Raw genomic sequence first — 23,891 nt, 5'->3', positions numbered from 1 at the left:
ACGACCCCGCGTCGCGTGCCTCGACCGACCGGTCAGCCGGCCGACTCGATCTCCTTCTCCGCCGACACGGCGTCCTCGATCGCCTTCTGCAGGCGGTCCTGCGCCTTGCCGTAGGCGGTGAAGTCGCCGTCCTTCAGCGCCTTGTCGCTGTCGGACAGCGCGTCGTTCGCCTCCTGGAGGGCGGAGTTGAGCCGCGTCTGCGCGTCGCCCGACGGCGTGGTCGTCGGGGTCGGCTCGGTGGACGGCGTGGTCGAGGGCTCCGTGGAGGGCTGGGTCGAACCGTCGCCCTCGCCCTCGACCGGCGCCGTCGGCACCTCGTTCTGTGCCTCGCCCGACGCGTCGCCGGCGTTCGCGCCGGAGTCGCCGCCGAACACCTGGTCGAGCGCCTCGTCCAGCGTCTCCGCGTATCCGGTCTGGTCACCGAACGCCACCAGCACCCGGCGCAGCAGCGGGAACTGCGTGCCGCCGGCCGACTGGATGTACACGGGCTGCACGTAGAGCAGGCCGCCACCCACCGGCAGGGTGAGCTGGTTGCCTCGCACGACGTTCGACGAGCCGCGCTCCAGGATGTTGAGCTGCTCCGAGATCGTCGGGTTCGAGTCGAAGTTGTTCTGCACCTGGCCGGGGCCGGGCACGGTCGAGTCGCGGGGCAGCTCCAGCAGCCTCAGCTCGCCGTAACCGTCCGCCACCTTGCCCGCCGTCGAGCCGGCGTCGCCGTCGGCCGCCAGATACCCGGTGAGGATCTCGCGGTCGGTGTTGCCGCCGGGGATGAAGGTGCTCGTCAACGAGAACGCCGACTCCTCCTGCCCGGGCATCTGCAGCGACATGTAGTACGGCGGCTGCTTGGCCGCGGGCGCGTTCTTGTTCGCGACCGGGTCCTCCGGGTTCGCCCAGAAGTCCTGGCCGGAGAAGAACTGGCCGGCGTCGTTCACGTGGTACTGCGTGAGGAGCGTCCGCTGCACCTTGAACATGTCCTCGGGGTAGCGGATGTGGCTCATCAGGTCGCCCGAGATCTCCGACATCGGCTTCACCGAGGTCGGGAAGACGCCCGACCAGGCCTTGAGGACCGGGTCGTCGGTGTCCCAGGCGTAGAGGGTCACCGAGCCGTCGTAGGCGTCGACCGTGGCCTTCACCGAGTTGCGGATGTAGTTGACCTCCTGCGGCATCTCCACCGGGACGCCCTGGGCCGCGAGGGTCAGGGAGTCCGCGGTCGCCTCCTGCATCGGCCGGCTGGTCGAGTACGGGTAGGCGTCCGACGTCGTGTACGCGTCGACGATCCACTTGACGCGCCCGTCGACGACGGCCGGGTACATGCCCTGGTCGAGCGTCAGCCAGGGGGCGACCTTCTGGATCCGCGTCATCGGGTCACGGTCGTAGAGGATCTGCGAGTCGTTCGTCACGCGGTCGGAGAACAGGATCTCCTGCGACCCGAACTTCAGCGCGTACAGCAGCTTGCTGCCGAAGGAGCCGATCGACGGGCCCGCGGCCACGTCCTGCGTGGGGAACGTGGTGTTGACCTGCTGGCCGCCCTGCTCGTCGTCCGCCTGGTAGTCGAGCTCCCAGGGCTTGGTGTCCTCCGGCGCGCCCACGACCGAGTACTCCGTGGTGGACGGGCTGAAGTAGATGCGGGGCTCGTAGCCCTTGTCGGTGAGCGCCCCCTGCGTGGGGATGCCGCCCTCGTAGAAGGCGGGCTGCCCGTCCGGCCCGGGCTGGTTGCCGTACGCGGCCACGACGCCGTACCCGTGCGTGAACACGGTGTGGTCGTTGACCCAGTTGCGCTGGCCGTCGCCGAGGCCGTCGAGGTTGAGCTCGCGGACGGCGATCACCGTGTCGCGCGACTTGCCGTCGATGTCGTAGCGGTCGACCGCGAGGGTGTCGGCGAAGTTGTAGTACTGCTTGTTCTGCTGCAGCTGCCGGAACGACGGGCTGACGATCTGCGGGTCGAGGAGGCGCACCGACGCCGTGGTCTCGGCGTCCGCGCGCAGGGCGCCCGCCTCCGCCTCGGTCGTCGCGTCGTACGGCTGCGTCTCGATGCTGTCCAGCCCGTACGCCGAGTGCGTCGCGTCGATGTTGCGCTGGATGTAGTCGGCCTCGAGCTCCTGGGCGTTCGGGTTCACCTGGAAGCGCTGCACGACGGCCGGGTAGATGCCGCCGATCGCGATGGCGGACACGACCATGAGGCCGACGCCGATCGCGGGCAGGCGCCACGTGCCCCGCACCGCGGCCACGACGAACAGGAGCGCCACGAGCACCGCGACGCCCGTGAGGATCTCCTTCGACGGGATGACGGCGTGCACGTCCGAGTACGACGCGCCGTTGTACCGGGCGTTCGTCGTGCTCCCGTTGGTGGCCGTCAGCAGCGAGTACCGGTCGAGCCAGTAGTTCGCCGCGATGACGATCATGAGGACCGCGCCGAGCACCGCGAGGTGCACGCGCGACGCGCGCGTGGTGCGCGGCGTCCCCGGCGGCACCGGCCCGAGACGCAGCCCGCCGTAGAGGTAGTGCGTGACCAGCGCGGCGATGCCCGCGATGATGACGACCGCCATGAGGAAGCTCACGACGAACCGCAGCGCGGGCAGCGTGAACACGAAGAACCCGAGGTCGATGCCGAACTGCGGGTCCTTCTTGTCGAACGACGACGGGTGGAGCGCCAGGAGCACGCTGCGCCACTGCGCGGACGCGGCCACGCCGGCGAAGAACCCGACGACCACCGGCCCGGCGATCGTCACGACGCGCCGCAGCGGCTCGATCGCCTCGCGGTACTGGTCGAGGGTCGCCTGCTCAGGGGTCGACGGCGCGTAGACGGGGCGGACCCGGTACGCCACGGCGAACGACGAGAAGACCGCGCCGCCCATCACGAGGAAGCCCAGGACGAACAAGATGCCGCGGGTGATCCACTCCGTCCAGATCACGTTGCTGAAGCCGAGCGCGTCGAACCACATCACCTCGGTCCAGAACTGCGCGAGCAGCAGCAGCGCGACGACGACCACGGCGATGACGACCAGCGTGATCGCCAGGGGGCTTCGTCGACGCTTGGCGGGCGGGCCGCCAGGACGTCGACGGGGTGGGGCAGCGAAGGACACGGTGCGGGCACCTCACTCGTGCTCGGGACGGACGGACGTCTGATGTGAACGTCCCTGTCATCCCTCAGGTTCCCACGCTTCGTCCCCCCGTGGGCGACAGCCCCTTCACGGGCCCGTCACGAGCAGGTCGGCAGGTCCGCGCCCTTCCCCGCGCCGATCGCCTCGATCGCCGCACGCGCATCGTCGAGGGTCGCCATCCGCACCACGCGCAGCCCGTCCGGCACGTGGCCCACGACCTCGTCGCAGTTGCCCGCGGGGGCCAGGAACCAGTCCGCCCCGGCGTCGCGCGCGCCGAACAGCTTCTGCTGGATGCCGCCGATGGGCCCGACCTCGCCGTCGACGCTCATCGTCCCCGTGCCGGCGACGTGCGCGCCCTTCAGCTCGTCCTCGGGCGTCATCTTCGTGATGATCGCCAGCGCGAACATCGTCCCGGCGCTCGGGCCGCCGATGTCGCCCGGCCGGATCGTGACGTCGACCGGGTAGTCGTAGGACGGGTCGAGGTACACGCCCAGAGCCGCCCGGCCGTCGCCCTCCGCCGTCGTGACGGTGAGGTCCGTCGGCTTCCCGTCCCGCTCGACGCCGAGGACGACGTCGTCGCCCGGCTCGACGTCGTCGAGGTCCGCGAGCAGGTCCTGGTGGGTGACCACCTCGTGCCCGTCGACGCTGCGCACGACGTCGCCCGCCTCGACGACGCCGTCCGCCCCGGACCCGGGAGCGACGCCCGCGATCGTCAGGGTCGCCGGCACCTCGTACCCCAGCTCGGTCAGCGCCGCCACGGTGGCCGAGGACTCGGACCCGGCCATCTGCGCCTGCCCGACCTCCTGCTGCTGCTCCTGGGTGGTCTGCTCCGGGAAGATCGACTCGACCGGCTGGACCGACCGCTCCGGCGAGCCCCAGCCCCACAGCACGTCGCCGAGCAGCACGTCGCCGCCCGGGCCGCCGTACACGGACACGGTGGTGAGGCGCAGCTCCCCGGTGACGTCGTAGGTCTTGGCGCCCTCGATCTCGACGACCGGCTGAGCCGTCGCGCTCTTGCCGCCGCTCGAGGCCTCCCCCGAGCCCTGGACGTCGACGCCCTGCAGGCCCAGCGTGTCCTCGGTGGGGCCCGGGGCCCGGATGGCGTACGGCGTCGGCAGCACGAGCAGGACCGCGGCGAGCAGCGCCGTGACGAGGAGGGACACGCCCAGGGTCACGCTGCGTCGCGACGCGCGCGGCGCGGGGACGGCGTCGCCCTCGGACGCCGAGGAGTCGTCGGGCGCGAGGATGTCGCGGTCGAAGGTCACGGGCACATCATCGCCGACGTTCCTGGACTCCGCGTCAGGTCCCGGACCTCGGACGTCAGGGGGCTCCGGGGGATCTGCGCCGAGAGCGAACCACCGGAACCTCGGCCACCGGTCGGACGTCGTGGGTGGTTACGGTGAAGCGGTCGGCCACGGCCGCCACCCGCCCGCAACCGATTCGCAGCCCTGGCGAGGAGCCCTCATGAGCAACCTTCCCGACGACCCCGAGGGTGCCGAGGAGCGCGAGCGCATGCTTCGCTCGATGCTGGAGGGCTTCTTCGGCGAGCGCACCGACGAGGTCCTCGAGCAGATGCGCGCGCAGGGCATCGACCCCGCCGCGCTGGCCGGCATCCCCGGGGCCGGCGCGCCCGACCCCGCGACCATGCAGCACGTGCTCGCGCAGGTGCAGCGGCTGCTGTCGGCGTCCGGCGACGGCCCCGTGAACACGGACGTCGCGCACGACATCGCGCGGCAGGTCGCCGTCGCGGAGGGAGACCCGTCGCTCACGGGCGGCCAGGCCAAGGCGGCGACGGACGCGCTGGGCGTCGCGGAGCTGTGGCTCGACGCCGTCACCGACCTCCCGCCCGCGGGCGGCCGCACGCACGCCTGGAGCCGCTCGGAGTGGGTGGAGGCCACCCTGCCCGCATGGAACCGGCTGGTCGCCCCCGTCGCGACGTCCGTCGCCGACGCGCTCGCGACGGTGCTGCGCGACCAGCTCCCCGACGACCTCGGCGACGCGGGCGCGCTCGGCATGCCCGGGCTCGGGGGCCTGCCCCCGGGCGCGCTGGGCGGCGGCCTCGACCCCGCCCAGATGATGCGCCGCCTCGGCTCGGCCGTCTTCGGGATGCAGGTGGGCCAGGCCGCGGGGACGCTCTCGCGCGAGGTCTTCGGGTCCACGGACGTCGGCGTCCCCCTGCTGTCCGAGCCGGCCACGGTGCTGCTGCCCACCAACGTCGCGTCGTTCGCCGACGGCCTGGACGCCCCGCTGGAGGAGGTGCGACTGTTCCTCGCGCTGCGCGAGGCCGCGCACGCCCGGCTGTTCACGCACGTGCCGTGGCTCGCCGCGCACCTGCACGGGCTGGTCGAGCAGTACGCCCGCGGCATCACGATCGACCTCGACGTGCTCGAGCAGCAGGTGCGCGACATCGACCCGAGCGACCCCGAGGCACTGCGCGGCGCGCTCACCGGCGGTGTCTTCGGCCTGCAGCACACCCCGGAGCAGGAGGCCACCCTGCTGCGGCTCGAGACGGCGCTCGCGCTCGTCGAGGGCTGGGTGACCGAGGTCGCCGCGACCGCCGCCCTCCCCCACCTGCCGCACACGTACCCGCTGCGCGAAATGATCCGCCGCCGCCGCGCGGCCGGCGGCCCCGCCGAGCACACCTTCGCCACGCTGGTCGGCCTCGAGCTGCGCCCCCGCCGCTCGCGCGACGCGACCGCACTCTTCGCGCACGTCCTCGCCGAGGGCGGCCCCCAGGCGCGCGACGCCGTCTGGGACCACCCGGACCTGCTGCCGGGCACCGCGGACCTCGACGACCCCTCCGGCTACTTCTCGCGCCGCGCCGCCCAGGCGGACGAGCAGTCCGACCTCGACGCCGCGCTCGCGCAGATCTTCGACGCCGCGGAGAGCGGGACGGACGACGCCGGGTCCTCCGGGGACACGTCTCCGGAGGACGCGGCGGAGCCCGGCGACACGTCGGAGCGAGGAGACGAGAAGAAGCCGGGCGACGACGCCCGCTGACGCGACGGGACCCGCCGGGCTCAGCCCGCCGGGCTCTCCGGCTCGTCGCCCGCCGGCGCGGGCGACGAGCCGCCGTCGTCCTGGACGAACGACACACCCTCGAGGAAGCCGCGCGCCCGCTCGGTGCGCGGGTAGCCCTCCAGCAGCTGCCAGAAGGCGGGGCCGTGCCCCGCGTGCAGCAGGTGGGCGAGCTCGTGCAGCAGCACGTAGTCGAGCACCCACTCGGGCATCCCCTGGACGCGCGTCGAGATCCGGATCGAGCCGTCGACCAGCGTGCAGGAGCCCCATCGGCGGCCCTGGTGGGGCGACCACGACACGCTCGTCGGGTGCGCGCGTCCGCCGAGGTACCGTTCGGACAGCTCGTGCGCCCGCTCCACGAGCTGGGCGTCGGACGGGCGGCGGCGCCGCTCCTTGTCCTCCAGCCGGGCGAGCATCTTCGCGACCCACTCGCGCTCCTGGGCCCGGGAGAAGCGCGCGGGAATGGCCACGACGGTGCGTTCGCCGTCGCGGTAGGCGCTCACCGTGGCGGTCCGCCGGCGGCTGCGCCGGACCTCCACCGACGTCATCGTGTCGTGGGCCACGGAACCGACGGTACCGGGGATTCGCGCGGTTTGTGCGGCAGAACACACCAGACCTGGGCCGCGGGCACCTGTGGACGACCCGCCGAGGGCGCCCGCGGCGCGTGCCAGGGTGACCGCATGGCAGACGCCGAGCGCCCGGGAACCGGGACGAGCGACCCCCGCACGCTGCGGCCCGCGACGCCCGTGCTCGACCACGGCGACGGCGAGGTCCTGCTCGGCACCGACCCGCGCTGGAGCCTGGTGCTGTCCGGGCTGGCCGACCACGAGTCGCGCTGGCTGCGCGACCTCGGGAACCGCCGGCACCACTCCCTGGACCGCAGCGCCCGCCACTGGGGCGTGACGACGGAGCGCCAGGCGCAGATCGTGCGCGCGCTCGACGGCGGCGGGTTCCTCGTGCGCCGCCCCGCCGCCGGCGCCCGACCCGCCTCGGCGGGGTGGTCCCCCGACGTCGCGGTCCTGGGGGCGCTGCGCCCCGACGGGTCCGGTACGGCCACGCTCGCGCGCCGGGAGGGGTGCACCGTCGGGCTGCACGGCCTCGGCCGGCTCGGTGTGGTGCTGGCCGGGCTGCTCGCCTCCGCCGGCGTCGGCTCGCTGGTGCTCGACGACCGTGACCCCGTGCACGTCGGCGACCTCGGGCTCGGCGCCTACGGCCCCGCCGACGTGGGCCGTCCTCGTGAGGAGGCGGCGGCGGACCTCCTGCGCCGGCGGCATCCCGCCCTGCGGGTGGGGAGCATGCTGCCGGCCGGGGTCTCGCCCGACGTCGTCGTGATGGTCGAGGCGCACGCCCCGCGCCCCGCGCGCTACGAGCGGCTGCTGGGTGCGGCCGTGCCGCACCTGCCCGTCGTGGTCCGCGAGGCGGACGTCCTGGTCGGCCCGCTCGTGCTGCCCGGCCGGTCCGCGTGCGTCGGCTGCGTCGACCGGCACGCCGCGGACGCCGACGCCCGCTGGCCCGCGACGGTCGCCGACCTGGACCGGCGACCGGCGTCGGACGTCGCCCACGAGACGACCCTCGCCGCGACCGCGGCGGCCCTCGGCGCCGGGCAGGTGCTCGCGCTGCTCGACGGGTCGACCCCCGCCACGGTCGGTCGCGTCCTGGAGGTGGCCCTGCCCGAGGCCGTGCCCCGGGCGCGGGACGTCGCGCCGCACCCCGGCTGCGGCTGCGTCCGCCTGCCCGTCCGCCCCCGGGCATGACGACGGGCCCCCGGCGAGATCGAGGAAGTGCGGCCGCACGAGGTGCGGGCACACTCCCCCGGGTCTCGCCGGAGGCCCGTGCGTTCAGCGGCGCACCGGGTGTCCCGGCAGCGCTGCGCGGTCATGCCGCGACGGTCTCCGACTTCCGGGGCCGGCCGCGACCGCGCTTGCGGGCGACGACCTTGCCGTCGACGAAGACCTCACCACCCCACACGCCCCAGGGCTCCTGGCGCTCGAGAGCGCCGGCGAGGCAGCCGGCCTGCAGCGGGCAGGTGCGGCACATCGCCTTGGCCTCTTCGACCTGGGCGCTGTGCTCGGCGAACCAGAGCTCGGGGTCTCCCGTGCGGCACGGCAGAAGCGCCGCGAACTGGCGGTCGAGCTCGGCCACCTCGGCCGGGCTCTGGGTGAGGGGTTGATGCGGGGTCCAGGGGCCGGATCCGCCCTGGGGGATCGTGTCGAGCAGCCGCTCGTCCAACAGCTGTGCGAGGCGCACGCGTTCCTCCGTCAGGTCCTGTGTGATTCGAACGTCGGTGTTCAGGACCTGCGGGTGGCCCCCTGGTGTCAGGGGGCCGGCTTCTGCGACCTGGTGAGGTCTTCTTCCCTGGGCGGAAAGACGAAAGCCGCGGGTCCCGGGTGGACTCCGCGGCCTGGACCGGTTGCTAGACCGGATGGCTCCAGGGGGCGGATTCGGGTGCGATGTGGAGATCGGCGACGCCTGCTCCGTGCTTCCGCGCACGGAACGGGCGGACAGCGCTGAGCTCGCCGAAGGCAGACGTGTACCCCGGCGCGCCAACAGACGCGTTCGCCATCACGATCTGATTCATCGTGTCCATCTTGTGCACCCACCTCCTCACTCTTCTCGGACGATCCGCCTCTCGGCAGACGCCACTTCCGTCTGGGACTCTCCGAGCATAGACGGCGCCGCCGGGACCGCCACATCTTTTTTAGAAGTTTTTTCGGAGCAATTTTCTCCGCCCCCTGACGGGGCCCTCCGGCTATGACGCGGAGGCCCCCTCGGCACCGAGCGGGCCGACGATCCGCAGGTCGCCCAGGCACACCTCCACCGCCGCGGCCACACCGTCCTCGTCGAGCCCGTCGGGAACGGCACGGATCTGGAGGCCGCCCTCGTCCCGTCCGGCGTCGAAGCCCGCTGCGAGGAGGCAGTCGACCTGGACCTGGCGCAGGTCCTCGACCTCCGCGGCGGTGACCAGGCCGTCGGACAGGATCGCCCTGCCCCGCTCGGTCTTGACCTGCCCGTACGCCTCGTGGACCTCCGGGGACATCTCGTCGTGGATCGTGCCGTCGTGCTCTCCGCCGTGGTCGCCGTGCCCGCTCTCGCTCACGGCGCGGGGGCCGCTCCCGTCCCCCGGCGTCGCGCCCGCCGGCCCGCAGGCGGCGAGGAACGAGACCAGCAGGACGGACCCGGCGACCGCCGGCCATCGCGGCGTGCCGGGGCGGGTCGGCACGGCACCGTGCTCGGTCGGAAACATCCTCGTCACCCCTCGTCGCGGTACGTCCCGGGACAATCTGGCACCGCGCCGAGGACCACGACAAGGGTTCCGGTCGGACCCGCCCACAAATACGGGAACTCCCGTACGTGCTCAGTCGATCGAGTCGGAGACGATCGCGAGGATCGTCTGCCCGTACCGGTCGATCTTCGCGGGGCCGACGCCGTTGACGCGCGCGAGCTGGGCCACCGACGTCGGCTTGAGCTCCGCGATCGCCGCGAGCGTCGCGTCGCCGAGGACGGTGAACGCCGGCTTGTCGGTCTCCCGCGCCACCGACAGGCGCCACTCGCGCAGCGCGTCGAACAGGGCCACGTCGTGCTCCCCGGTGAGCTGCTGCCGGGCCTGCCCGCGCGCCCCGCGGCCACGGCCGCGGCGGTCCGCGGGGTCGTCCGGCCAGAGCCCGTCGAGGAAGCGCGTGCGCTTCCTCGTCGCCCGTCCGCCCGGGTTGCGGGAGCGCGCGAACGACAGCTCCAGGTGCTCGCGCGCCCGGGTGACGCCGACGTAGAGCAGCCGGCGCTCCTCGGCCACGGCCTCGTCCGTCTCGGCGAAGGAGATGGGCATGAGACCCTCGCTCACGCCCGCGAGGAAGACGGCGTCCCACTCCAGGCCCTTCGCCGCGTGCAGCGACGCCAGCGTGACGCCCTCCACGGTCGGCGCGTGCTGCGCCGAGGCGCGCTCCTCCAGCTCGCCGACCAGCGTGGCGACCGTGGCCGGGGAGTCCGCGGGCGCGGCGGCCGCGACGTCGTCCGCCAGCCCGACGAGCGCCTGCATCGCCTCCCACCGCTCCCGGGTCGCGCCGCGGGCGGCGGGCGGCTGCTCCGACCAGCCGGCCGTGGTCAGCACGTCGCGCACCTGCTCCGGCATCGGCTGGTCCGGGTCCGCCGAGCGGGCGGCGCCGCGCAGCAGCACGATCGCGTCACGCACCTCCTTGCGCTGGAAGAACCGCTCGCCGCCGCGCACGAGGTAGCTGACGCCCGCGTCCGCGAGCGCCGACTCGAACGCCGCCGACTGCGCGTTGGTGCGGTACAGCACCGCGATCTCGCTGGGCCGCACGCCCGACGCGACGAGGCGGCCCGCGCGGGCGGCGATCCCGGCGGCCTCCGCGTCGTCGTCGTCGTACGTCGTGAAGCTGATGGGGGGCCCCGACGGGCGCTGCGCCACCAGCTCGAGCGCGCCGGGCACGCGCCCGCGGCGCAGGACCTGGTTGGCGAGGTGCACGACCTGCGGCGTGGAGCGGTAGTCGCGCACCAGGCGGACGACCTGGGCGTCGGTGTACGTCCGCGTGAAGTCGAGCAGGTAGTGCGGCGTCGCGCCCGTGAAGGAGTAGATGGTCTGCGACGGGTCGCCCACGACGCAGAGCTCCCTGCGCCCGCCCAGCCACTGGTCGAGCAGGAACTGCTGCAGCGGCGAGACGTCCTGGTACTCGTCGACGAGGAAGTGCCGGTACTGGGAGCGCACCTCGTCGGCGACCTGCTTGTGCGAGTTCAGCATGTCCGCGAGCATCAGCAGGACGTCCTCGAAGTCGATGACACCCCGCTCCGTCTTGACGTCCTCGTAGGCCGTGATGAGCCGCGCCACCGTCTGGTGGTCGTAGCCCGACGGCGCGGGCCGGTCGTCCGCGGCCGCGGCCTTCACGTAGTCCTCCGCGGTGACCAGGGAGACCTTGGCCCACTCGACCTCGGAGGACAGGTCGCGGACCGCGACCCGGTCGACGCTCACGCCGATGCGGCGCGCGGCCTCGGCGACCGCCGGGGCCTTGTGCTCGAGGATGCGCGGCGGCGCCCCGCCCACGACGCGCGGCCAGAAGTAGCCGAGCTGGCGCAGCGCGGCGGCGTGGAACGTGCGCGCCTGGACGCCGGCCACCCCGAGGTCGCGCAGCCGGGTGCGCATCTCCCCCGCGGCGCGCGCGGTGAACGTCACCGCCAGCACGGACGTCGGCTTGTACGCGCCCGAGCGCACCCCGTAGGCGATGCGGTGCGTGATCGCGCGCGTCTTGCCGGTGCCCGCGCCCGCCAGGACGCACACCGGCCCGGCGAGGGCGAGCGCCACGTCCCGCTGCTCGGGGTCGAGCGCGTCGAGGATCGCGTCGGGATGAACGAGGGCGTTCGGGGAGTTGGTGGCTGTCGACATCGTCTGCGATTCTCGCAGCCGTCGCCCACATCCCGCGCCCGCCGTCCCCAGGCGCGGCCGGACCAGCACAGGAGGACCCCGATGACCGACGCCGCGCCGCAGCTCCCCGAGCCGGGCACCGTCACGATGTACTCGACCGCGTGGTGCGGCTACTGCCGCCGCCTGCGCACCCAGCTGGACTCCGAGGGCATCGGCTACACGGTGGTCGACATCGAGGACCAGCCGGAGACCGCGGCGTTCGTGGAGCAGGTCAACGGGGGCAACCGCACCGTGCCCACCGTCGTCTTCCCGGACGGCACCGCCGCGACCAACCCGTCGCTGCTCGACGTCAGGTCCCGGCTGGCCGCCTGACCGGGCGGCGCGGCACGGACGGCCCCGCCGCGGGCCGTCCCGACGCCGCGAACCGCGCCGGCGTGGTGCCCAGCACCCGCCGGAAGTGCCGCGTGAGGTGCGCCTGGTCGGCGAACCCCGCGGCCGCGGCCGCCTCCGCCGGCGGCCGGCCGTCGAGCAGCAGCCGGCGCGCCCGGTCGACGCGGCGCGTCACCAGGTACTGGTGGGGCGGGATGCCGAAGCGCCGCGAGAACGCACGGACCAGGTGGGTCGGGTGCGCACCGAGCAGCGCGCCCGCGTCCCCGAGCGCGACCCCCTCGACGAGGCGCTCGTCGAGCAGGTCGCGCAGGTCGGCCGCCAGCCCCCGCGGCGGCGGCGCCGCGGCGCTCTCGCCCGCGCCGCCCGGGCGCAGCCGGGCGTGCAGCCGCTCGGCCACGAGGGCCAGCCGGCTCTCCGCCTCGAGCTCGTCCCCGGGGCGCGCCAGCGCGTCGTGCAGGAGGCCCACGCGCCGCCGCAGCGGGGCGTCGACCAGGTCGGGGGCGTCGACGGCCGCCCCGACGAGGCCGGGGGCGAGCCAGGTCCCGTCCAGGTAGACCACACGCTTGCGGAAGCCCTCCCGCGAGGCCGGGGCACCGTTGTGCGGCACCTGGGGCGGCAGCAGCGTCACCGTGTCCCGCGGGGTGCCGTGCTCACGCCGGCCGAGCTCGTAGCGCACGGCGCCGTCGTCGACCACCAGCAGCGTCCACGCGTCGTGCACGTGCATCGGGTACGCGTGCTGCGCGAAGCGCGCGTGCAGCACCTCGGCGACCCCCGGGACCCGGGGCCGCCAGGCACGCACCGAGCTCGTCGGGCCGCCACCGGGCCGGCTGGGGGTCATGCCAAGAACGTACAAGACCGCGCCCCGCGCCCGGCGCGAGCATCGGGGCATGACCACGCTCACCGCACCCGGCACCGCCCCCTCGACCGACGACCCGACCGCCGCCGTCCGCTTCGACACCAAGATCGCCGTCGTGCTGCGCGACGACCTCGCGACCTGGCAGCGCCTGAACGTCACGGCCTTCCTCGTCAGCGGGCTCGGCACCCGCGCGCCCGAGGTCGTCGGCGAGCCGTACGCGGACGCCGACGGCACCGCGTACCTGCCGATGTTCCGGCAGCCCGTCCTCGTCTTCGAGGGCTCCGCGGGGCTGCTCGCCTCCGCGCACGCCCGCGCGGTGTCGAGGTCCCTCGTGCGGGCGGTCTTCACCGCGGCCCTGTTCGCCACCGGCCACGACGCCGCGAACCGCGCGGCCGTGCGGGCGGTGCCGGCCGACCGCCTGGACCTGGTCGGGCTCGCGGTCTACGGCCCGCGGAACGCCGTCGACAAGACGGTCAAGGGCGCGCGCATGCACGCCTGAGCACCTCCCTCGCCGACCCGGCCGGCCGTCACGGGACGGGCAGCTCGCCCCCGTACCACTCCTCGACGAGGGCGCGGGCGATCGACGGGCGCCCGGGGAGGCCCACCTCCCCGGCGCGCACGCCCGCGGCCAGCTCCTCGCGCGTGAACCACCGCGCGTCGGTCACCTCGGCCCCGTCCACGCGCACGTCGGTCGTGACGGCCCGTGCGCGGAAGCCCAGCATGAGCGACGCCGGGAAGGGCCACGGCTGGCTCCCGCGGTACAGCACGTCGCCCGGGCCGTCGCCGATCACGACCGACGTCTCCTCCGCCACCTCGCGGCGCACCGCCTGCTCGAGGCCCTCCCCCGGCTCCACGTAGCCCGCGAGCGTCGAGAACCGGCCCGCCGGCCAGTGCGCGGCGTGCCCCAGCAGCAGGCGGTCGGCGTCGTCCACCACCGTCATGATCACGGCAGGGTCGGTGCGCGGGTAGACCTCGACGTCCTGCGCCGGGCACCGGCGCACCCAGCCCGCCTGCTCGACGACGGTCGGCTCCCCGCAGCGCGGGCACCGCTCGTGCGACGCGTGCCAGGCGGCCAGCGCGACAGCCTCGGACGCGAGCCCGTCCCGGCCCCGTCCGCCGACCTCGCGCAGCCCCGCCCACGTGTGCTCGCGCGCCAGCCGCGTGGCGGGCGACGCCGGGGACACGCCCTCGATCCCGACCGCGTCCGCGTCCGCCTCGTCCGGCAGCACGAGGGCGAGCAGCCCGGCGCCGTCCTCCACGCCCAGGAACAGCCACCGGTGGCCCGGCACGTGCCCGTCGGGGCGGTCGCCCCGGTCCGCCTCGGCGGGCAGCCCCGCCACCGCCGCCGGGTCGACCAGCAGGACGTCGCCCGCGTCGTCGACGGCCACGCGGCCGCGCAGCACGAGCAGCACCCGCGAGGCCGGGTCGGCGAGCAGCCCGGGCACCAGCCCCGGCTCGCCGCGACGCTCGGAGGCGCGGTCGTGGGTGGCGCGGGTGTAGCTGAGGTCCGGGAGCGGGAAGGGAGCCGTCACGCCCCGACCGTACCCGCCGGGCGCCCGCGCGGGACGTCGGCGGACACGCGCGCCGCGGTGCTCCCGGGCGGGCCCCGCCAGCGTCTACGGTGGGCTGGTGCCACGCAGCCCGCTCGCCCTCGCCGCCCTCGCGACGGCCGCCGTCCCGGGCCTGGACGCCCGCTCGGTCCGCCCCGAGGAGCTGCCCGGCGACTACGACGTCGCCGTCGTCACCGCCGACGACGGCGTCGACTGGCTCGTGCGCGCGCCCCGCACCACGATGGCCGGCGCCGCCCTGGAGGCGGAGACCGAGCTGCTGGAGGCGCTGCACCTCTACGTCGACGCGGGCGTGCTGCCCTTCACGGTGCCGCAGGTGGCCGGCTTCGCCCTGCTGCCCGAGGGCGGGCGGGCCGTCGTCCACCGGCACGTGACCGGGACCGCCCTCGACCTCGAGTCGCTGCGCCCCGGCCCCGGCCTCGCCGCCGACCTCGGCCGTACGCTCGCCGCGGTGCACGAGCTGCCGGCGTCCGTCGTCGAGTCGTGCGGGCTCCCGTCGTACACCGCGGCCGAGTACCGCGAGCGCCGGCTCGTGGAGCTCGACGAGGCCGCCGCGACCGGCCTCGTGCCGCCCACGCTGCTGCGCCGCTGGGAGGCGGCGCTCGAGGACGTGGCGCTGTGGCGCTTCCAGCCCGTCGTCGTGCACGGCGACCTCGCCACCGACCAGATGCTCGTCACCGGCGGGCGGGTCACCGCGATCAGCGGCTGGTCCGACGCCCGCGTGGCGGACCCCGCCGACGACCTCGCCTGGCTGCTCGTCGCCGCCCCGCCGGACGCCGTCGACTCGATCATGGAGGCGTACCAGCTACGCCGCACCGAGCTGCACGACGCGCGGCTCGTCGACCGCGCCCTGCTCGTGGGCGAGCTGGCCCTCGCCCGGTGGCTGCTGCACGGCGTCCGCCGCGACCTGCCCGACGTCGTCGCCGACGCCGAGGCGATGCTGGCCGACCTCGACGAGGCGACGCGCGAGGACGCCCCCGCCTGACCGCTGCCCCGGCCGCCTCACGCGCCGGCCGGCCGCGCTGCGAGGTGGGCGAAACCTCGGCATGACGCACCCCCGCCAGGCGAAACACGACCTCAACGCGCCCGCGACCTCGCGACAACCTGCGGCGGACAGACTCGGCGGCACGCAAGCGCCACCACTCTGGCCGAAGGGTCCGCCATGTCGTACGTCATGCCCCAGGACTTCGTCTCGCAGATGATCGCCACGGGCGAGAAGAAGCTGTTCATGTCCACCCGGGACACCCTCATCCGCTCCTTCATGGGCGGGGCGATCCTCGCGCTCGCCGCCGCGATGGCGGTGACCATCTCGACGAACACCGGCAACCCGCTGCTCGGGGCGGTGTTCTTCCCGATCGGCTTCATCATGCTGTACCTCATGGGCTTCGACCTGCTCACGGGCGTGTTCACGCTGGTGCCGTTCGCGGTCATCGCCCACCGGCCCGGCGCCACCTGGGGCGGCATGTGGCGCAACTGGGGCCTCGTGTTCTGCGGCAACTTCGCCGGCGCGTTCACCGTCGCCGTGCTCATGGCGATCACGTTCACCTACGGGTTCTCGGTGGCCCCCAACGAGGTGGGCCAGGCGATCGGCCACATCGGCGAGGGCCGCACCGTCGGGTACGCCGACCACGGCGCCGCCGGCATGCTCACGCTGTTCGTGCGCGGCGTCCTGTGCAACTGGATGGTCTCCACCGGCGTCGTCGCCTTCCTCATGTCGAAGGACACGATCAGCAAGGCCGTCGTGATGTGGATGCCCGTGTTCCTGTTCTTCTACCTGGGCTTCGAGCACTCCGTGGTGAACATGTTCCTGTTCCCCTCCGGCCTCCTGCTCGGCGGCGACTTCACGGTCATGGACTACCTCGTCTGGAACGAGATCCCCACCGTGCTCGGGAACCTCGTCGGCGGCCTGACCTTCGTCGGCCTGCCCCTGTACCTCACGCACTACCGCACCCGGCCCGAGCGCCGCCGGCCCGTGCCCGTCGAGGCCGGCACCGAGGACCGCGTGGCCACGCCGGTCGGCTGACCGGCCCGCTCCCCGCCGACCCGTCATCCCGAACGAAGGACACCCGTGGACCCGATCATGACGAAGGCCGCCGCCGCCGAGCAGGTCGTCACCGCCCGCATCCGCTCCGGACTGGCCTGGCAGGAGATCGCCGACGCCCTCGGCACCCCGCTCGTCTGGACGACGGCCGCGCTGCTGGGCAACCACCCGATGAGCGCCGACCAGGCGTCCGCCGCCTGCGCGCTGCTCGGCCTCGGCGAGGACGTCGCCGAGGCGCTGCGGCTGCAGCCGTACCGCCTGCGCGACGAGGCCGTGCTCACCGACCCGACGATCTACCGGTTCACCGAGGCGCTGGCCGTGTACGGGCCCGCGCTCAAGGAGCTCATCCACGAGGAGTTCGGCGACGGCATCATGTCCGCCATCAACTTCCAGGTGGACATCGCGCGTCGCCCGCACCCGGACGGCGACCGGGTGGTCGTGACCCTCGACGGGAAGTTCCTCGACTACCGCTGGTGATCCCCGCGCACCAGTGCCTCCAGCTCCGCCTCGTCGAGCAGCCGGCGCGGGCGCACGGTGGTGCCGCTCGCGACGTAGACGAACGCGGCGGACACCCGGTCCACCGGCAGCCCGGTGTACCGCGACCAGGCCAGTCGGTAGACCGCGAGCTGCACCTCGCGGGCCGAACGGGCCTCCGCGTCGCGCGGCTCGTGGCCGGTCTTCCAGTCCACGACGACGACCGCGGGCGCCGCGCCGTCGGCCGGCGGCGCGGCCTCGGGGTCCGCGAACACGGCGTCGATCCGGCTGCGCAGCATCACCCCCGCGACCGGCGTCTCCACGTCGACCTCGACGGCGAGGGGGGCGCGTGCCGCCCACGGCGAGTCCAGGAACCGCTGCCGCAGCGTCTCGAGGTCGACGTCGGGCGCGATCTCGCCGTCCTCCGCTCCGGGCAGGTCGTCGACGTCGACCAGCGACGACGACGTGAAGAACCGCTCCACCCACTCGTGGAAGTTGGTGCCGCGGCGCGCGTGCACCGTGGGCTCCTGCGGCACCGGGCGGCGCAGCTGGAGCGCGAACCCGTCCCGGTCGCCCGCGAGGCGGACCAGGCCCGACGCCGAGACGTGCGCCGGCATCTCCACCTCGCGCGACGCCCGCTCCCCCCGCTCCGTGAGCAGCGTGCGGGCCAGGACCACGAGGTCCCGGCCGGACGCGTCGCGCAGCACACCCGTCGCCGCGCCCCCGCCCGCCGCGCGGGCCGCCTCCACCCGGGCGGCCGTCAGCCGCAGCAGGTCGCGCGGCGTCGGGCCGGGAGCCTCGTCCGCCGTACCGTCCGCCGAGGGCTCCGCGCCGTCCTCCGGCGCGGGCCACGGGGCGGCGTGCTCCACCGCGTCGCGCGGGTTGCCGGCCGCCGGGTCGGGCTGGTCCGCCCAGCCGCTCGCGTCCACGACCCCCGAGACGACCAGCTCCTCGAGGAAGGGCGAGACGCGCCGCGGCGAGCTGCCCGTGCCCCACCAGTGCGCGGTGAGGAAGAGCTCCCGGCGCGCGCGGGTGAACGCGACGTACGCCAGCCGGCGCTCCTCGGCCAGGCGGTGCGCGCCGCAGTCCGCGCGGAACTGGTCGCGGCGGGCGGCGAGGTCCTTGGTGTCCGAGGCCTCCGCCCACGTGAACTCCGGCAGGTCCGGGGCGTCGCCCCGCAGGTGGTAGGGCAGGGACGACACATCGGTGAGCCAGCCGCCGTCGAGCCGGCCCTGCGACGACTCCGCCTGGCTCGGGAACACGCCGTCCACCAGCCCGGGCACCGCGACGACGTCCCACTCCAGGCCCTTGGCCGCGTGCGCGGTGATGACCTGCACCGCGTCCGGGTCGGGCTCGCGGACCGGCATGTCGAGCCCACGCTCCTGGTCGCCCGCGACCCCGAGCCACGCGAGGAACGCGCCCAGCGTCGCCACGTCCGCCGACTGCGCGAAGCTCGCCGCCACGTCGCGGAACGCGTCGAGGTGCTCGCGGCCGCGCAGGCTGACGCCCGCCGCGGCGGCCCCGAGGACCCCGGGGGCGCCGGGCCCGGCCTGCGCCCCCGGCGCGAGCGTGTCCGCCAGGACCTGCGCGGTCGCGACCTCGACGTCGAGCCCCAGGGCCCGCTCCGCCGCGACCACGAGCTCGGGCAGCGACAGGTAGGTCAGGCCGCGCAGCTCGCGCAGCAGGCGCGCCAGCGCCGTCAGCCGGCCGTGCCCGGCCGCCGACAGCACCCGGCCGTCGCGCGCGGGCCGCCCGGGGGCGGGCAGGTCGTCGAGCGCGTCGACGATCGACCGGTGGTCGACCACGTCGCCCTCGATCACGACCGGGGCGTCGCCGTCCGTGCCGTCGGGCTCCCCGCGGGCGGCACCCGGCCGGGCGCCGTCGGCCCGCGCCAGGTCGGACGCCCACGAGCCGAGCGCGTGCAGGTCCGCCGCGCCGAGGCTCACGCGCGGGCCGGTGAGCAGCCGCAGCAGGGAGTCGCCGCGCGACGGGTCGTGCACGGCCTCCAGCAGCGCGACGACGTCCACCACCTCCGGCGTGGTCAGCAGGCCGCCGAGGCCCACGACCTCCACCGGCAGCCCGCGGCGCCGCAGCGCCACCTCGACCGCGGCGAACTGCGACCGCGCCCGGCACAGCACGGCGGCCGTCACGCGGTCGGACCCGTCGCGGCGGGTGGCGCGACGCCAGCGCGCCGCGACGAACTCGGCCGCCGCCTCGGCCTCCTCCTCGCTCGTGGCCGCGACGTGCGCCCGCACCGTGCCGGTGCCCGCGGCGGGGCGCAGGTCCAGCGGTGGCACGTCCACGCCCGTGCCCGTGTGCCGCGCCCGCTCGCGCAGGGGCCCGGCCGCGACGTTCGCGGCGGCGAGCACCGCCGCGTCGTTGCGCCACGACGTGCTGAGGTACCGCACCACCGCGGGCGCCCCGCCCCGAGTGCGGAACCGGTCGGGGAAGCGCGCCAGGCCCGAGGCGGACGCCCCGCGCCAGCCGTAGATCGACTGGTGCGGGTCGCCGACGGCGGTGACGGCGTGGCCGCCGCCGAACAGCCCCGCCAGCAGCTCGACCTGGGCGTACGACGTGTCCTGGTACTCGTCCAGCAGCACCACCGGGTAGCGCGCGCGCTCCGTGGCCCCGACCGCCGGCACGGACCGCGCGAGCTCGGCGGCGAACGCGATCTGGTCGCCGAAGTCGAGGGCGTCCGCGACGCGCTTGCGGCGGCGGTACTCCGCCACGAGGTCGAGCAGCCGGCCGCGCTCCGCCACCGAGTCGACGAGGCCCTGGATCTCCTTGGTGCGCTTCCTCTGCCGTGGCCCGAGCGGCAGCGCGTCCAGCCGGGCGACGACGTCCGCGAGGGCGTCGCGCGCGACGTCCACGAGCACCAGGTGCTCCCCCAGCTCGCCGGACAGCGACAGCACGGCCCCCACGACGGTGCTCACCGCGCGGTCGGTGCCGAGGTCGTCCGCCCACGACTCCACGACCTGTGCCGCGAGCTGCCACTGGTTGGCCTCGCCCAGCAGCCGCGACCCGGGCTCGATGCCGAGCCGCAGCCCGTGGTCCGCGACCAGCGACGCGGCGTACGCGTTGTAGGTCGCGACGGTGGGCCGCGCGAGCAGGTCGAGCCCCGAGGTGGCCCGTCCCTGCGCCCGGGCGAGCTGCGCGAGGCGGGACTGCACGCGCTGGGTCAGCTCGGCCGCCGCCTTGCGGGTGAAGGTGAGGCCGAGCACCTCCTCGGGCGCGACGAGGTCGTTGGCGATGAGCCACACCACGCGGGCCGCCATCGTCTCCGTCTTGCCCGAGCCGGCCCCGGCGACGACCAGCACCGGGTCGAGCGGCGCCTCGATCACCGCCACCTGCTCGTCCGTGGGCGCGGGGCGGCCGAGCAGCTCGGCGATCTCCCGGGCCGAGAGGCGGGGCGTCGTCGGGGCGTCGTCGCGCGACGCCGCCCCCGCGGGCGCGCCGCCGACCAGCGCCGCGTCGTCGAACAGCACCGCGTCGGGCGAGGCCGCGCTCGCGGCGCCGGACGCCAGCTCCGGGAAGCCCAGCTCCGTCTCGCGGGCGGGCTCGCCCAGGGCGACCCACGCGTCGTCGAACAGCCCGTCGTCGAACAGGCCCTCGCCGGGGAGGTCGTCGGGGTCCGGGGCGGCCGGCCCGGTGCTGCGGTCGGTCATCCGACGACGTTCCTTCCCTCGGGCTGCACGGGGCACGACCGGCGCACCGGGCACATGGGGCACAGGTCGTTCTCGTGCGCGGTGAAGCGCGCCGACGCCATCGTGTCGGCGGCGCTCTCGACCAGCGCGCGGGCCCAGCTCGACCCGTCGGCCTCGACCGTCAGGGCGGGCTGGTCGCGCAGCGTGGGGGCCACGGTCGGCGTCCCGACGTACACCAGGCGGGCGCCGGCGCTGGGCGTGCCCGGCGGCAGGTCGAGCGCGCCCTCGGACACCGCCAGCTGGTAGGCGCCGAGCTGCGGGTGCTCCGTGGCCTTGGCGCGCGCGGGCGCGGTCCGGCCGGTCTTGAGGTCCGCGACCGTCACGCCGTCCTCGCCCGCGTCCTCGACGCGGTCGATCTTGCCCCGCAGGCGGGCCCGGCCCACGGTGAGGTCGAAGTCGGGCTCCACCAGCAGCGGGTCGCCCGCCCCGGCGTAGTACGCCGCGAGGCGCTCGATCATCTGCTCGGCCCGCCGGCGCAGCTGACGGGAGGGCCAGCCCTCGGGCAGCGCGAGCTCCGGCCAGCGGCGGTCCAGCTCGGCGCGCAGCGCCGTGAGCGAGGCCTTCGGGAGGTCCTCCGCGATCGCGTGGACCAGGGTGCCGAGGGTCTGGTGGGTGGCGTCGGGCGCGGTCGCGCCCGCCGACTCGAACGCCCACTTCAGCGCGCACGTGCTCACCGTCTCGACCTTCGACGGCGAGACGGTCACCTCGTCCCGCGGCCCCCACAGGGGCGCGTCGCTCGACGTCGCGGCGACGCCGTACCAGGTGCGCGGGTCGGCCTCCGCGATCCCCGTGCCCGCGAGGTCGGCGAGCAGCGCGGCCGCCACGCCCGCCGGCCCGTCGGGAGCGGGGCCCTCGGAGCTCTCGGAGACGTCGACGGGCCGGTCGGCGTCGGCCCCGGCCGCGCGGACCAGCGTCGCGCGCGCCTCCGCCACCACGCCGCGCAGGTCGAGCGGCGGGCCCACGGTGACGCGCCGCGGGTCGGGGCCGTCGGCACGGGCATCGTCGTCGGGCGGCGCGACGAGGTCGAGGAACACCGACGGCGCGTCCTCGGCGTCCTCCACGGCCGTCACGACGAGCCGGCGCCGCGCGCGGGAGGTCGCCACGGCGAACGCGCGCAGCTCGTCGGCGAGCACCTGGCGGCGGGCCTCGGGGCCCATCCCGTGCGCGTCGTCGGACCGCCCCGCGAGCAGCTCGACCAGGGCCTGCGACCCGAGCAGCGAGTCGCGCAGCCGCAGGTCCGGCCACACGCCGTCCTGGACGCCCACCACGACGACGACGTCCCACTCGCGGCCCGCCGCGCCCGCCGGGGTGAGCGCCTCGACGGCGCGGGCGCCGGTGGCCGACGCCGCGAGCGAGTCGGCCGGGAGGTCCTGCGAGGCGAGGTAGTCGACGAAGGCCGCCACCGGGGCGCCCGGCATGCGGTCCACGTAGGTCTCGGCCGCACGGAACAGCGCGAGGACGGCGTCGAGGTCGCGGTCGGCGCGCGCGCCGGCGGACCCGCCCGCGAGGGCCGTGTCGCGCCACCGGTCCGCGAGGCCCGTGGCCGCCCACACCGCCCACAGCACGGTCTGCGCCGTCGCCCCCGGTTCCGCGGCCGCCGCGCGCCCCGCGGCGAGCACCCGGGCGACCGCCACGGGGCCGCGGCGGACGACGGACGGGAGGGTCTCGGCGCGGGCCTGGTCGTCGAGCAGCTCGACGACCAGCGCGTCCGACGACCGACCGCCGCCGCCCGACAGCTCCTCCGCCCGCAGCGCGCGCCGCAGCCGGCGCAGGGCCACGGCGTCGAGCCCGCCGACGGGCGACGTGAGCAGGAGCGCCGCCGTCTCGGGATCCAGCGCGGAGCCGACGCCCGGCTCCCCCAGCTCGTCCGCGATCAGCCGCTCGACCCCGCCCCCGGCCGCGCACACGCGCAGCGCGGCCAGCAGGGGCGACGCGGCGGGCTCGTCGCGGAGCGGCAGGTCCGAGCCGAGCAGCGCGACGGGCACCGACGCCGCGACGAGGTCACGACGGAGCGAGGCCAGCCGGTCGCCGCTGCGCGCCACGACCGCCATCCGCTCCCACGGCGTCCCGTGCAGCAGGTGCTCGGCCCGCAGCTCGCGCGCCACGTACGCGGCCTCCTGCGCCGGGCCGGCCAGCACGGCGACCTGCACGCCCGGCGGTTCCGCCTCCCGGGCTCCCGCCTGCTCGGCGGCCGCGGGCCCGTCGGCGGGACGCTCCTCGGCCTCCTCGTCGTCCGGGCGCGCGGTCGCGCCGCGGTGCAGGGCGCCGGAGACGGTGGCGATGCGCGCCGTGACGGCGCGGGTCACCGCGCGCAGCTCGTCGGGCTGGCGCCACGCCGTGCCGAGGACGACGGTGCGCGCGTCGAACGCCCCGACCACGCCCGCCCGAGCGGGGGCGGCCGCGCGGCCGACCAGGCCGGGCGACGCGCCGCGGAAGCCCTGCACCGCGGAGTCCGGGTCGGCGAGCAGGACGAGACGGGCCCCCGCCCCGTGCAGCACGTGCAGCAGGCGCGCGGTGGCGACCGTCGCCTCCTGGTAGTCGTCGACCACCACGAGGTCCCAGGTGGGGCGCGGCACGTCCGGCAGCTCGTCGTCCCAGCCCGCGAGCGCGTGCGCCGCCTCGTCGATCACCCCGGCCGGGTCGTACCGCGCACCCGCGTCCGGCGTGCCCAGCCGCAGCGTCGTGACGTCCAGGTACTCCTCGTACAGCTGCGCGGCGAGCACCCACTCGGGGCGGTCGTGCCGGCGCCCCAGCTCGTCGAGGTCCACGGGCCCGAGGCCCCGCTCGGCGGCACGCATCAGCAGGTCGCGCAGCTCCTGCCGCAGCCCGCGCAGGCCCAGGGAGTCCTCGGGCAGCCCGGCGGGCAGGTCGAGGTCCGTGCCCTCGCCCGAGAGGTGGCCCTCGAGCAGCTCGGCGAGCACGAGGTCCTGCTCCGGCCCGGAGACCAGCGTGGGGGCCGGCTCCCCGTGCGCCGCGGCGCGCGTCCGCAGCACCGCGAACGCGGCGGACGCGGCCGTGCGCACCATCGGCGCCCCGACCGTGCGGCCCGCGCGCGCCGTGACGCGGTCGCGCAGCCGGGCGGCCGACCGGCGGGACGCCGCCAGCACCAGGACGCGCGACGGGTCGAGGGGCGCGGCGTCACCGTCGGGCTCGTCGCCGGACCCGAGCGCCCGCACCGCGACCGCCGTGGCCACCGTGGTCCGGCCCGTGCCGGGCGCGCCGACGACGAGCGTCACGGGATTCTCGAGGGCGGCGCCGACGGCGGCCTCCTGCGTGGCGTCGAGCACGACGTCGGCCTCGGGGACGTCGGCGGGCGCCGGCGGCACGAGCCGCGGGGCGAGGAGGGGCGCTGACGTCACGGCACCGAT

The 23,891-nt window shown here is 75.7% G+C and carries 17 protein-coding genes; 7 read left to right on the top strand and 10 right to left on the bottom strand.

All coding sequences use genetic code 11. From position 1 onward, the window contains the following. Positions 1 to 32: 32 nt before the first annotated feature. On the bottom strand, positions 33 to 3,083 hold the full coding sequence (locus ACFU9A_RS08470; protein WP_430574788.1) for a UPF0182 family protein: 3,051 nt from the start codon (positions 3,081 to 3,083) through the stop codon (positions 33 to 35). A 116-nt stretch (positions 3,084 to 3,199) separates the two neighbouring features. After that, the gene (locus ACFU9A_RS08465; RefSeq protein ID WP_430574787.1) at positions 3,200 to 4,366 is read right to left on the bottom strand and encodes a PDZ domain-containing protein; all 1,167 of its coding nucleotides are present in this window, start codon (positions 4,364 to 4,366) and stop codon (positions 3,200 to 3,202) included. 199 nt (positions 4,367 to 4,565) lie between these two features. Here ACFU9A_RS08465 and ACFU9A_RS08460 point away from each other — a divergent pair, with 199 nt between their 5' ends. Then, positions 4,566 to 6,101, top strand: a complete 1,536-nt coding sequence (locus ACFU9A_RS08460; protein WP_430574786.1) for a zinc-dependent metalloprotease — start codon at positions 4,566 to 4,568, stop codon at positions 6,099 to 6,101. A gap of 20 nt (positions 6,102 to 6,121) precedes the next feature. Here ACFU9A_RS08460 and ACFU9A_RS08455 read toward each other — a convergent pair whose 3' ends face one another. Then, positions 6,122 to 6,667, bottom strand: a complete 546-nt coding sequence (locus tag ACFU9A_RS08455) for a M48 family metallopeptidase (RefSeq protein WP_430575362.1) — start codon at positions 6,665 to 6,667, stop codon at positions 6,122 to 6,124. Between the two features lie 132 nt (positions 6,668 to 6,799). Between ACFU9A_RS08455 and ACFU9A_RS08450 the strand changes: the two genes are divergently transcribed. Next, entirely contained in the window at positions 6,800 to 7,873 is a 1,074-nt protein-coding gene (locus ACFU9A_RS08450; RefSeq protein WP_430574785.1) for a ThiF family adenylyltransferase, read from the top strand. Positions 7,874 to 7,994: 121 nt separating this feature from the next. Here the strand turns inward: ACFU9A_RS08450 and ACFU9A_RS08445 are convergent, their stop codons facing one another. From ACFU9A_RS08445 to ACFU9A_RS08435, 3 genes are all read right to left on the bottom strand, one after another. Further along, entirely contained in the window at positions 7,995 to 8,366 is a 372-nt protein-coding gene (locus ACFU9A_RS08445; protein ID WP_430574784.1) for a WhiB family transcriptional regulator, read from the bottom strand. Between the two features lie 502 nt (positions 8,367 to 8,868). Beyond that, the gene (locus tag ACFU9A_RS08440) at positions 8,869 to 9,363 is read right to left on the bottom strand and encodes a hypothetical protein (RefSeq protein ID WP_430574783.1); all 495 of its coding nucleotides are present in this window, start codon (positions 9,361 to 9,363) and stop codon (positions 8,869 to 8,871) included. Between the two features lie 111 nt (positions 9,364 to 9,474). After that, a complete protein-coding gene (locus tag ACFU9A_RS08435; RefSeq protein ID WP_430574782.1) occupies positions 9,475 to 11,511 on the bottom strand; it encodes an ATP-dependent DNA helicase UvrD2 in 2,037 nt (678 codons plus the stop codon). A gap of 81 nt (positions 11,512 to 11,592) precedes the next feature. Between ACFU9A_RS08435 and ACFU9A_RS08430 the strand changes: the two genes are divergently transcribed. After that, the gene (locus ACFU9A_RS08430) at positions 11,593 to 11,862 is read left to right on the top strand and encodes a mycoredoxin (protein WP_430574781.1); all 270 of its coding nucleotides are present in this window, start codon (positions 11,593 to 11,595) and stop codon (positions 11,860 to 11,862) included. Here ACFU9A_RS08430 and ACFU9A_RS08425 read toward each other — a convergent pair. Continuing rightward, positions 11,840 to 12,718, bottom strand: coding sequence for an AraC family transcriptional regulator (locus ACFU9A_RS08425; protein ID WP_430574780.1), 879 nt, complete (start codon positions 12,716 to 12,718; stop codon positions 11,840 to 11,842). The genes ACFU9A_RS08430 and ACFU9A_RS08425 overlap by 23 nt on opposite strands. A 49-nt stretch (positions 12,719 to 12,767) precedes the next feature. On the opposite strand from ACFU9A_RS08425, the gene ACFU9A_RS08420 reads away from it, so the two are divergent. Further along, positions 12,768 to 13,235 carry a DUF2000 family protein gene (locus ACFU9A_RS08420; protein WP_430574779.1) on the top strand — a complete coding sequence of 156 codons (468 nt, stop codon included), beginning with the start codon at positions 12,768 to 12,770 and terminating at the stop codon, positions 13,233 to 13,235. A 28-nt stretch (positions 13,236 to 13,263) separates the two neighbouring features. On the opposite strand, the gene nudC is transcribed toward ACFU9A_RS08420, so the two are convergent. Then, positions 13,264 to 14,268 carry an NAD(+) diphosphatase gene (nudC, locus tag ACFU9A_RS08415; RefSeq protein ID WP_430574778.1) on the bottom strand — a complete coding sequence of 335 codons (1,005 nt, stop codon included), beginning with the start codon at positions 14,266 to 14,268 and terminating at the stop codon, positions 13,264 to 13,266. 97 nt (positions 14,269 to 14,365) lie between these two features. On the opposite strand from nudC, the gene ACFU9A_RS08410 reads away from it, so the two are divergent. The 3 genes from ACFU9A_RS08410 (at position 14,366) to cynS (ending at position 16,822) form a co-directional block, all read left to right on the top strand. Next, positions 14,366 to 15,289, top strand: coding sequence for a macrolide 2'-phosphotransferase (locus tag ACFU9A_RS08410; protein WP_430574777.1), 924 nt, complete (start codon positions 14,366 to 14,368; stop codon positions 15,287 to 15,289). A gap of 177 nt (positions 15,290 to 15,466) precedes the next feature. Continuing rightward, on the top strand, positions 15,467 to 16,327 hold the full coding sequence (locus tag ACFU9A_RS08405; protein WP_430574776.1) for a formate/nitrite transporter family protein: 861 nt from the start codon (positions 15,467 to 15,469) through the stop codon (positions 16,325 to 16,327). 45 nt (positions 16,328 to 16,372) lie between these two features. Continuing rightward, positions 16,373 to 16,822 (top strand): cyanase, encoded by a 450-nt coding sequence (cynS, locus tag ACFU9A_RS08400; protein ID WP_430574775.1) that lies wholly within the window; start codon positions 16,373 to 16,375, stop codon positions 16,820 to 16,822. Here cynS and ACFU9A_RS08395 read toward each other — a convergent pair. Beyond that, complete coding sequence (locus tag ACFU9A_RS08395) at positions 16,810 to 20,484, bottom strand: ATP-dependent DNA helicase (protein ID WP_430574774.1); 3,675 nt, start codon at positions 20,482 to 20,484, stop codon at positions 16,810 to 16,812. The two genes, cynS and ACFU9A_RS08395, sit on opposite strands and share 13 nt — an antisense overlap. Continuing rightward, entirely contained in the window at positions 20,481 to 23,882 is a 3,402-nt protein-coding gene (locus tag ACFU9A_RS08390) for a PD-(D/E)XK nuclease family protein (protein WP_430574773.1), read from the bottom strand. The genes ACFU9A_RS08395 and ACFU9A_RS08390 overlap by 4 nt, the downstream gene beginning before the upstream one ends. Positions 23,883 to 23,891 lie beyond the last annotated feature (9 nt).

The sequence above is a fragment of the Isoptericola sp. NPDC057653 genome (genome assembly GCF_042799955.1).
GTDB lineage: Bacteria > Actinomycetota > Actinomycetes > Actinomycetales > Cellulomonadaceae > Isoptericola.
Note: the sequence above shows the minus strand (reverse complement) of the source record. Positions and strands in the feature narration are given on the sequence as shown.